Here is a 10,183-nt window from a genome sequence, read left to right on the forward strand (position 1 = left end):
ACATTCGGAATTTATTCTAAGGTCTAACTATAATTTTAGTGATAAACAATTTAAAGCAACGTCAGAATATAACTTTTTTAGAAAAACAATGTTAAAATTTAAGCATTTGTCATTTCGACAGAGCGAGGAACGAGTGACGAGAAATCTTATAAGGATGGGATTCCTCCTCAACAAGTTTCGCTTGATACCTTCAAACAAAATATATTTTGTTTTCGATAGCGTTCAAGATGACAAAACCCTTCTTTAAAAGATGTAACTATTTGATTTACAGTAGTAAATTCTGTCAAACTGACGTTAAAGTAAAAAGCCGTGCTTTTAACACCAGTTAAGATTCTAAAATTTAAAAAAAAGTAATGTTTGGGAGTGTTTATGTTAGTCAATTTGTTACAACCAAGTCTTTATTCTTAATTCTATCAGTAAAGCGGTCTTAAATCTTTTTACAAAAAAACAACCAAAAAATGCAAAACAGATTTTCCATAATATCATTTTTATTAATTACAAATGCCCTACTGTCGCTGTTTTCGGTACATAGCAATGCCCAAACTTTAAATCTTAATGATTCTCTTGAGATAAATCAATCTATTAAAAAAGGAGATTACCCCTTAACTCCTTATGTAGACATAGGAAAAACACTTATGTCTGGTATTACTATTAAAGAAGGCCATATCATATCCGAAAGGATGCTACAATCTATTGGTTCAACAACCTTTACCTTAAGCAATGGTATCAAAGTGCACTATAAGTTTACAAACAAAAACAAGAATGATGTACAATTCAAGGCCATAAGCTATGGAGGCTTGTCTTTAGTAAAAGATAAGGATTTACCTTCCGCACAATTTCTGGCTAAAATAGTGTCTTCATCAGGATTAGGTGATCATTCAGCTATCGATTTATCAAGAATATTAGCTGGTAACACTGCAAGAACAGAGATCCATCTTTCCAATATAACAGAAAGTATCAGTGGGTCTTCAACAATGAAGGATGTAGAAACCCTATTGCAAATGATTCATTTACGTTTTGTAAAACCACGATTTGACAAAGAAACCTATTGGGTCTTAATAAAGGATTTGAATAATCATATTACCAAAAGAAGTTATGATATTAATGAAAGGATAAAAGATAGTATAACAGTAACTTTATATGGAAATAGGCACCCTAAAAGGCGTTTATTTAATAATGACTTTGTTAAAGACGTGTACTTTGAGAAAATAAAGACCTTGTACACGGAGCGTTTTAATAATGCAGCCGATTTTGAATTCTTTATAGTAGGAGACCTTCAAAAGAGAATGTTAAGGCCTTTATTGGAAAAATATATTGCCAGTATTTCAACAAATGATACTAAAGAAACATGGCAAGATAATTCGGTGCCTTGGTTACAAGATACGATTATTAAGGACATTTTTTTAACTATGAAAGACCCAAAAAACGAGGTCAGAATTGGCTATAAGAACATAATGAGTTATAGTTTAAAAAACGTATTAATAGCAGGAGTCTTGAGCGATATTTTAGAATTACGATTAACAGAAATTTTACAGGAACAAGTAGGAAGTTATATTGGAAGTGTGAAAGCAAGTGTGCAAAAGAGGCTTATTGAACAAGCAAACTTGCAGGTCGCTTTTGATTGTAATTCTGATAAGGTAGAGCAGCTTGTAACGATGATACATCAGGAGATAAAAAACATAGCAAAAGGAGCTATTTCACAAACAGATTTGGATAAAATCAAATCAAATTATTTAAAAGAGAGAAAACAAGAGCAAGATTACAATAACTACGATATGCACGTACTAACAAATTACTTTCTAGAAGGGTACAATATGAATGACCCTAAAAACTTTGAAGACTTAGTAAATACAATTACGATTAAAAATATAGAATTGTTTACTGAAACATTAATAAAAGATTCTAAATCTTATAAAATCATCTTTAATCCAAGACCGATCGTTAAAAAATGATACTGTGGATCATTTTAGCGAAGTAGACTGACGATTAAATAAATGAGGTTTAAAACTTTGGAAAAGACTGCTTTTTTGATAATTCTTAGAAAAAAGACTATCTTTTTCAGGTAGCCCTTTTTCCTAGTCTTTATGAAATTATGGCTGTCTAAACAAAACAAAAATACATTCATTTCCAGGTGTTTTGGTCATATATATATGTCTTGGATTATTAGTTTGCCCGAATATATTAACTGAACAAAGAATTCCAGTTATTGGAGTATCACAATCTACTGGTGGGGTAATTGCTTCACATTTTTGTGAGTTATCATCATTGTAATAAGCTATAGGAGAAAATAAAGTATTAGACTTAAATGCAAGAGAAGCGGTTATGGCTAATATTAAAGCAAAAGCAGGAAACACGATTTTAAAAAAAAATGTTTTCATAATAAAGATATTTAAAGATTAGTGACCTACTCTATTTTACAGGTTTTCGGTCTTAGCCCTGACTACAGGATAGCCTATCTGGAATACAAGTTTGTTTTTCAGGCCTTGATGTTAAGTTGGAAAATAAACTATATATATCAGTCGATCAATAATATGTAATAAAATTTATTTTAAATGGAGAAAGAATTGTCTTAGAGGGATTTTATTATATGTGATAGTTCTTATTTTATCGGAAAATAGTGAATTATTCTTTTTTGTGTCGTGAAATCAGTTAGGATAGAGAAATCATATAATTTTAATTCCTCAAATGCATTCTGAGTTAAGTTTAGGCTTCAACTTCGTTTCTTTGGGAGGGAGACACAATAACTTTAATGTGGGAAAAACCAGAGCATACTAGTTTTTTGAAAAGAATTATAAAAATTTAAGATAAGATATGGCTCTGGCTTTATTTGGGGATTGTTGTTATGCTAACTAATAAAGTTATCATTGAAAAGTAATAAGCGAAAGGTTATCTAAATTGGATAAGGATTCGCTTGATTTAATCTGTTTAACAAGGTCATCTCTTTTAATACCAAAGGCACTGGATAAGTAGTGAAGCTGTGTTTTTTCTTCCGTTGAATCCTTAGGTGTTGTAAAAAAGCAATGCCAATGCTCACCGCAATCTATAATTCTGGCAACAGATTTAAACTCTTTTTTAGAAAATTCAGAGATATATTGACTTAGGGTATATCCAAATTCATGATAAGCAGTAAAAATAAAAGAGGTTAAAGTTTCTAGGGGAAGTAAGAATCCATCAAGTAATTTTTCCTGGTCTTTTTTCTTGTCCGTTTTTAAAAGCTGCATTAAATTTTCTGGTACTTTTATTTTTTGAAAGTCACTTTTTAGCTTTAACCAAAGTAAATGGGCACTTTTAAATATTTCATCGCTTGTCGTAGTAAGCTCTTTTTTACCAGTCATTTCCTCTTTAGGAACGCCATTTAAAATCATTTGCTTTACTATAAAATCATTTCCGTATCGTTTAATAGGGTTTTCCTTTTCGAATTCTCTGTCATTAAATACCATGAGTTTCTTAATTGGTTTTTTTATGTGTAACTACGCGTTGTATCATTATTTCGTTAGATTGAGGGTAATTACTCACAAAAATCGGAAAGAAAACTTAACTTAAAAGGATAATAAATTGCCTGAGAGGGATTTGTTAGTAAAACTCAGTTTTGAGAAGCCGTAAGGCACACTCAAAACTGTGAGTTGAACTAATCCCGCTTTTGAGCGGGATCTCAAAAACACAACCACAAACTCAATCTGTACTAAACTTGCTTGTGCTGAATTAAAAACTGGGTAGATTCATTTGATAAGTAAATTTAGGACAACCGCAAATTAGTACTACCCAGCTTAGGGGGATTTTAATAAGTATATTTAAAATTCGATTACAAATGTAGGAGTCGAGAATTTAATTGACTAGGAGTAAAAGTTGTCTGAGAGGGATTAATACTATGAACTCATCTTGGCTTTTTCTATTTCCTAAAAAATGGCTAAAATTCGCCCATATTATGTTACTTTTTTTATGCTTAGCACTGCTATGCCTTGCAAAAAATGCCTCATCTGAACAAATTTTATCTCATTTTCGGTTAAAAACAAAAAGTCAAGATAAGTTCTATTTGAAACCTAATATTTTATTCCTACTTAATGTGAAGTTGAGGCTAAGGTTAATTTTTTGATCTGTATATCTATGATTCGTTAAAGTAAATCACTTAAAAGAATAATTCTCGATAAGCCCTGGATTGAGAAAATAGTTGTTAATTAGTCAGTAAAACTAAAAGCCAATTTAACGTCACTCTAAGTAAAATGTTACTTTTAGAAATACATTAATTAGTTTATGGCAACTTGTCGATTACTATTCTTGTTTATTAGGATGTCCATAGTCAGTATAATTTTTAGAAAACTTAATCAAATCTTTCCAATTTTCATTAATTAGTGCGTTCTTTTTTCGTTGAGACCAACCTTTAATTTGTTTTTCAATTTTAATGGCTTCCGACGAATTGGTGCACTGCAAATACCATTTAAGTTCAATTGGTAGTCTTGAATACGTATAGCTATCTTTTCTATAACCAGATTTATGTTGACTAATTCTTCTTTCTAAATTGTTGGTCATTCCTGTGTAGTAAGTGTTATCTGAACAAAGTAATATGTAAACGTAATAAAATTTCATTTTAAATTAAATTTGTGCTTCGACAAGCTCAGTAAGACAGGCTAATTTTAAATTGTCATCGAAATGAGGCACGATTGAGGCATCCCATAAGAGTAAGTTTTCAGATTATTATTAATATAGAAGATTTCGGAATATACAGACTATATGATTAATTTCAGCTACGCTCAATCTCCAGAATCCCTATAAAAAAATTGATCGGGCGCAACCGAAATTAGATATCAGACTCGACAAAGATCGTTGATAAGATTTAACTGAAAAGGATTAAAACTTATCCGAAAAGGATGTCTTATGAGTCTGGTTTATAAATAGATATATTCTATTTTGATTGATTAAACCTTGGAGATTAGGCTGCGTTAACAGCAAAAAAAGTAATGTAGTATATTATTTATAAATGGGGCTTGATTAGTATATATCTAGAGTCTATTTTTCTCTTTTGTTTCGGTTACGCACAATCGAAGAAATCCAATAGATGGTTGACTGGGCGCAACCGAAGTCAAAAAGACAAAAATTACTAACCATCACAAATATCGATGATAAGATTTAACTGAAAAGGATTAAAACTTATCCGAAAAGGATGTCTTTTTTGGTCTGATTTGATATGATGTGATGTGAATTTGATTTAAAAAAGAAGTTATTTTTTGTTTCGGCTACGCACAATCGGAAGAAATCCAATAGATGGTTGATTGGGCGCAACCGAAGTCAAAAAGACAAAAATTACTAACCAATACAAATATCGAGGATAAAGTTTAATTTTAATGGATTAAAACTTATCTGAAAAGGATTTAACGATCTAGTGTTGGTTTTATCAAAAAAGTGAGACTGACCAAGAGGGAATTGAATCTCGCTGTCATGTTGATCTTTCGGCTATGCTCAAGACAGGCTTTAGGAGACATCACATTTGAGTAATGAAAATCTTTATGAGATTTCTCGTCACTCGTTCCTCGCTCTGTCGAAATGACAAGTGCTTGAAATTCAACGATTAAAATGCAATAAATAGTGTTTAGTTGTCAGGTCAAGTGTTTTTTAAGGAACGATAAAAATGTATCGAGACCTAATTACAAGTAGTTAACTATGATGAGTTCTCGATACATTCCGATGAAAAATCGGAATACTCGAACCGGAAGGGGGTGTAAAATTATATCTCATCTGTTCTGAGATTTCTCGTCACTCGTTCCTCGCTCTGTCGAAATGACAAGTGATTGAAATTCAACGATTAAAAATGCAATAAATAGTGTTTAGTTGTCAGGTCGAGTGTTTTTTAAGGAACGATAAAAACGTATCGAGACCTAATTACAAGTAGTAGTAGCTATGATGAGTTCTCGATACATTCCGATGAAAAATCGGAATACTCGAACCGACAGGGAATATAAAATAGCATCTCATCTGTTCTGAGATTTCTCGTCACTCGTTCCTCGCTCTGTCGAAATGACAAGTGCTTGAAATTCAACGATTAAAATGCAATAAATAGTGTTTAGTTGTCAGGTCGAGTGTTTTATGAGGAACGATAAAAATATATCGAGACCTAATTACAAGTAGTAGCTATGATGAGTTCTCGATACATTCCGATGAAAAATCGGAATACTCGAACCGACAGGGAATATAAAATAGCATCTCATCTGTTCTGAGGTTTCTCGTCACTTGTTCCTCGCTCTGTCGAAATGACAAACGATTAAAATCCAGTATTTTAAAGTGAAAGACCAATATTGCATCTCGCTGTCATGTCGAAATGAGGCACGATTGAGACATCCCATAAGGATAAGTTTACAGATTATTCTTCTTAAAATATATAAGATCTTGGAATGTTAAGAATAGCCTAAGAGAAGAAACAGACTATACGATTATTTTGGTTCTTTTTTCTCTAGTAATAGCAGGGTTCAGATAATCAAGAGTTTTATGCGATTTCTCACATTCGTTCGAAATGACAAATGTGTAAAATTTGGTGTCATTCAGAAGGCTATCGAGAACAAAATATATTTTGTTTGAAGATATAAGCGAAGCTTACGACTGAAGAATCTTTTAATATTGAAATCATTATTTTCTAAGTGGGTTCCTGCCTTCGCAGGAATGACAAAGCAAATTATTTTGTTCATTCAACTCTAGTTTTATTAAAAAATAGCTCCTTTAAAAATTATTAAATTTCCAACTAAAACGTAACATAAAATACTGTTTAAGAACGGTACTTTGAGAATCTCGAATATAGTTTTGAGTGGCAATACGTCTTGCGTTGGTATTTTGATTTAATAAATCATAAACTTTTAAAGATAAAGTTCCACGGTTTTTAAACATAGTGTAGGCCAGGGTTGTATTCCAAAACCAGGCACTTTTTTGAAATCCTTCCGCAACATTTGGATTATAATTAAAACTAATGTCATGCCGCCATTCAAAGTTTTTAGGAACAAATGTTGTTATTTGCAATCCAGCCGAATGATTGATGAACTCCTGGTCTTCAAAATTGTCTAGATCAAACGTGGTTTTATTAAATGAAAGCCTGTAATTTGGTACCATCATCATCACATCATCCCAAGTAAAAGTGATACCCGCATGTGGTGTTAGCGCAGTATTGTTTGAAGCATATTGTACTTCATTATTAAAGTTAACGGTTCTATTTGTACTTGCAGACAGGCCAACACTATATTTTAGTGTTTTTAAACTATCTATTTTTATGGTTTTATTATAACTTCCACCAGCGCTTAAGTTATAACCACCATCTACATTCGCATAGCTTGTGTTTCGTACAAAATTGGCATCAATAGTTGTTTTAGTAACCACTTGATTGTTGCTTAAATTAGCATAGACATGGCTAAAGAAACCGTTATGTTTTTGAAAGTTGAATGTATTATACCCAAAATAAAGACTATGGGTGTTTGTAGGTTTTAGATTTGGATTGCCCGTAACTGTATTCAACGGGTTTGATACATCCTGAAAGGATTGGAGCTGGGATAATTGTGGAGGAACATTATCTAAGCCATAGCTGGCATATATATATGATTTGGGATTAAATTGATACTGAAAATTCGATCGTAATTCTACAGTTTCAAAAAGACGAGCTAAACTTAATTGAGGCCTTAGAAAATCGGTGTTCTGTAAGGTCCTAAATACATATCCCGCTTCAGAACTAACAGACCATTTTTCTTTTTTATAAGTAAACCTTAAGGCGGGTGTACTTCTTTTGTTTGTATATTCAAAATCGGTACTTAGGTCCTCATTAAGAAGTGTGAAATCTTGAGTGTCTGGATCAAAATCGAACGTACTTTTTATGTTTTCCTGTTTGTCATACCGGTAATTAAATTTAAGATCTAAAAACAAATTATTCCCTATTAAAGGCCATCTGAAAGAGGCGCTTGTATTAATGCCTTTTGATTTTTGGTTACCATCTGTAAATTGATTTCTATTAATAGTTTCTGGATTGTCTCCAAAAATGGCAGCTTCAGAATTTAAAAAGTCATCAGATTCTCTAATATCATACTTATTTGAGATGTTAAGTCTTAAATAGGCTCCGTTTCTACCAAATCGTTTTGTAATACTTAAATGGTTATTAAAACCTTTGTTTAAAGTTTCTGAAAATGAAGACGTGCTGGATTGATTTGTTAAAGTACTTTCTTCATCCTGAGATGCTTGATTTGTGGAAGTTTCAGTTTTGTTTTTGGTGGTATTAAATGAAGGGTTTATGTTGATTAAAAGTGTAGAGTCTATTTCGATGTTGAATCCCAATCGAATGTTATGGTTGTCGCCTTCATTATATGATTTTGAGTTGGAATTGGAATTATACCTTGAATCTGGGAGAATATTTATCTGTTGTATAGTGCTCTCATTTTCTGTACGACTATTAGAGAAAAAATAATTGGCAGAGATATCGCTCTTTTCTTTTAATTTATCGACATAATTGGCTCCATAATTTTGAGATACAATAATACCTTGCCCACCACTAGTAAGGCCACCACCAAAACTGAATCCGGGCGAATTGATATTATTTCCTCCAGCAAGGATACTAATGCGCTGGTCGTTATCAAAAATATTAAGCATACCAGCAAATTCATAACGCTTATCGGTTCCAGTGCCAGCAGCTAATTGTCCAAAAACTCCATCATTGTTTTCTTTTTTTATAACAAGGTTAATCGTTTTTTTCTCCTTATCTCCTTCGTCTCCTGCAAAAGCTTCAGCCTTAGTTTTTGTATCTGTAATTTGAATATTCTCAATAATTTCTTTGCTTAAATGTCTGGTTGTTATAGTGGGGTCATTGCTAAAAAATGGTTTTCCATTTACTAAAATATGATCCACTTCTTTACCATTAATAGTTATTTTTCCAGTCTCATTAACATCCACTCCTGGCAATTGCTTCAATAAATCTTCAACATTTGCGTCTTTTTTAGTTTTAAAAGATGAAGCATTAAATTTTAAGGTATCTTTTTTTATGACTACGGGAGGGCTAACTTTTATAAAAACTTCCTCTAAAGCATTAAGGTCTGTTTTTAGGCTAATGGTATTTAAATGAATAGTTTCCTGACCTAAATTAATGGTTTGATAGTAGGTTTGATACCCAACATATGAGATATAGAAATTTAAACGCTTATCGGATGTTTTACCTTCTAAATTAAATCTACCATTTTTATCTGAAATAGTATAAGTAACTAATGAGCTATCCTTAGCCCGTTCTAAATAAATAGTTGCAGCTTCCAAAGCTGTTTTATCGGTTTCTGCTACTAAAGTTCCAGAGATTTTAAACGGCGTTGTTTGTGCGAAAGATGCTGTTAAGTAAAGCGCTGTAAATACAAAAAAACAATATTTCACACGTTTAAATTTTAGTTCATTGATTTAGAATGAATCAATTTTGGAATATAAAATTTGTATAGGTACGTTACTTTCAGATTAGACTTTTTAAATGTTAGTAACAAAGCGTGTCTCATTATACAGACCTTTGAAACGTATCTTTGCTTTTTGATATGTATGTTGATTTTTGAACCCATACGGTAAGTCCTTAAAGAGGAAGTTGTTTTGTCTATGTTTAATGAAATGATTATCAATTTTTGTGCTATGAATTAATTGTTGAGTATTTGAAACTTTGTCGTTTTCAATTCCAGCTACGCTCAACATCCAAAATTCCAATAAAGATGACAGGGCGCAACCGAAGTTGAAAAGACAACTAACTAAACTAACAACTATACGGCAAAGATCGATGATAAAACTTAACTCAAATGGATTAAAACTTACCTGAAAGGGATGTTGTGTAGTTGGCAGTTGGCTGTAAATATTATTGAATTGTAGGGCCTTTCAGGTTTAGAGTTAGCTAGAGTCCCATGTTATTGAGTTAGTCAATCTTGTTTAAGAGTTCAAGATGTCACTTTGAGTTAAATTCTGGAAGAATTTATTACTTCGACTAAGCTCAGCAGAACTATCGAGAAGCTTTTTCGTCGAAAATTTATTTACCTGTCGGCAGCTACGGTGTGCCTACATCTTTTAAAAAAGAGTTATATTTTAACGTCAGTTTCTATGTTAAAAACCAAATAAAAAGGCATTATTATGTTATTTTATTGCAATAAAAGCCTACGGAACAAATCTGAGTTCCGATTTTTTTTTGCCCTATTTCTTTAATAACCTACAT

The 10,183-nt window shown here is 32.0% G+C and carries 5 protein-coding genes; 1 reads left to right on the forward strand and 4 read right to left on the reverse strand.

From position 1 onward, the window contains the following. Nucleotides 1–458: 458 nt before the first annotated feature. Nucleotides 459–1,952, forward strand: a complete 1,494-nt coding sequence (locus EM932_RS12490; protein ID WP_135877530.1) for a M16 family metallopeptidase — start codon at nt 459–461, stop codon at nt 1,950–1,952. A 138-nt stretch (nt 1,953–2,090) separates the two neighbouring features. Here the strand turns inward: EM932_RS12490 and EM932_RS12495 are convergent, their stop codons facing one another. The 4 genes from EM932_RS12495 to EM932_RS12510 all read right to left on the reverse strand — a co-directional run bounded on the left by EM932_RS12495 (nt 2,091) and on the right by EM932_RS12510 (nt 9,372). Beyond that, nucleotides 2,091–2,378: a DUF6520 family protein gene (locus EM932_RS12495; RefSeq protein WP_135877531.1), complete on the reverse strand. Its 288-nt coding sequence runs from the start codon at nt 2,376–2,378 to the stop codon at nt 2,091–2,093. Nucleotides 2,379–2,861: 483 nt separating this feature from the next. Further along, complete coding sequence (locus EM932_RS12500; RefSeq protein WP_135877532.1) at nt 2,862–3,440, reverse strand: hypothetical protein; 579 nt, start codon at nt 3,438–3,440, stop codon at nt 2,862–2,864. An 829-nt stretch (nt 3,441–4,269) separates the two neighbouring features. Beyond that, nucleotides 4,270–4,584, reverse strand: a complete 315-nt coding sequence (locus tag EM932_RS12505; protein ID WP_135877533.1) for a GIY-YIG nuclease family protein — start codon at nt 4,582–4,584, stop codon at nt 4,270–4,272. A 2,121-nt stretch (nt 4,585–6,705) separates the two neighbouring features. Then, a complete protein-coding gene (locus EM932_RS12510) occupies nt 6,706–9,372 on the reverse strand; it encodes an outer membrane beta-barrel protein (RefSeq protein WP_135877534.1) in 2,667 nt (888 codons plus the stop codon). Nucleotides 9,373–10,183: the final 811 nt, after the last annotated feature.

Source organism: Flavivirga rizhaonensis (assembly GCF_004791695.1).
In the GTDB taxonomy this organism is placed as follows: Bacteria; Bacteroidota; Bacteroidia; order Flavobacteriales; family Flavobacteriaceae; genus Flavivirga; species Flavivirga rizhaonensis.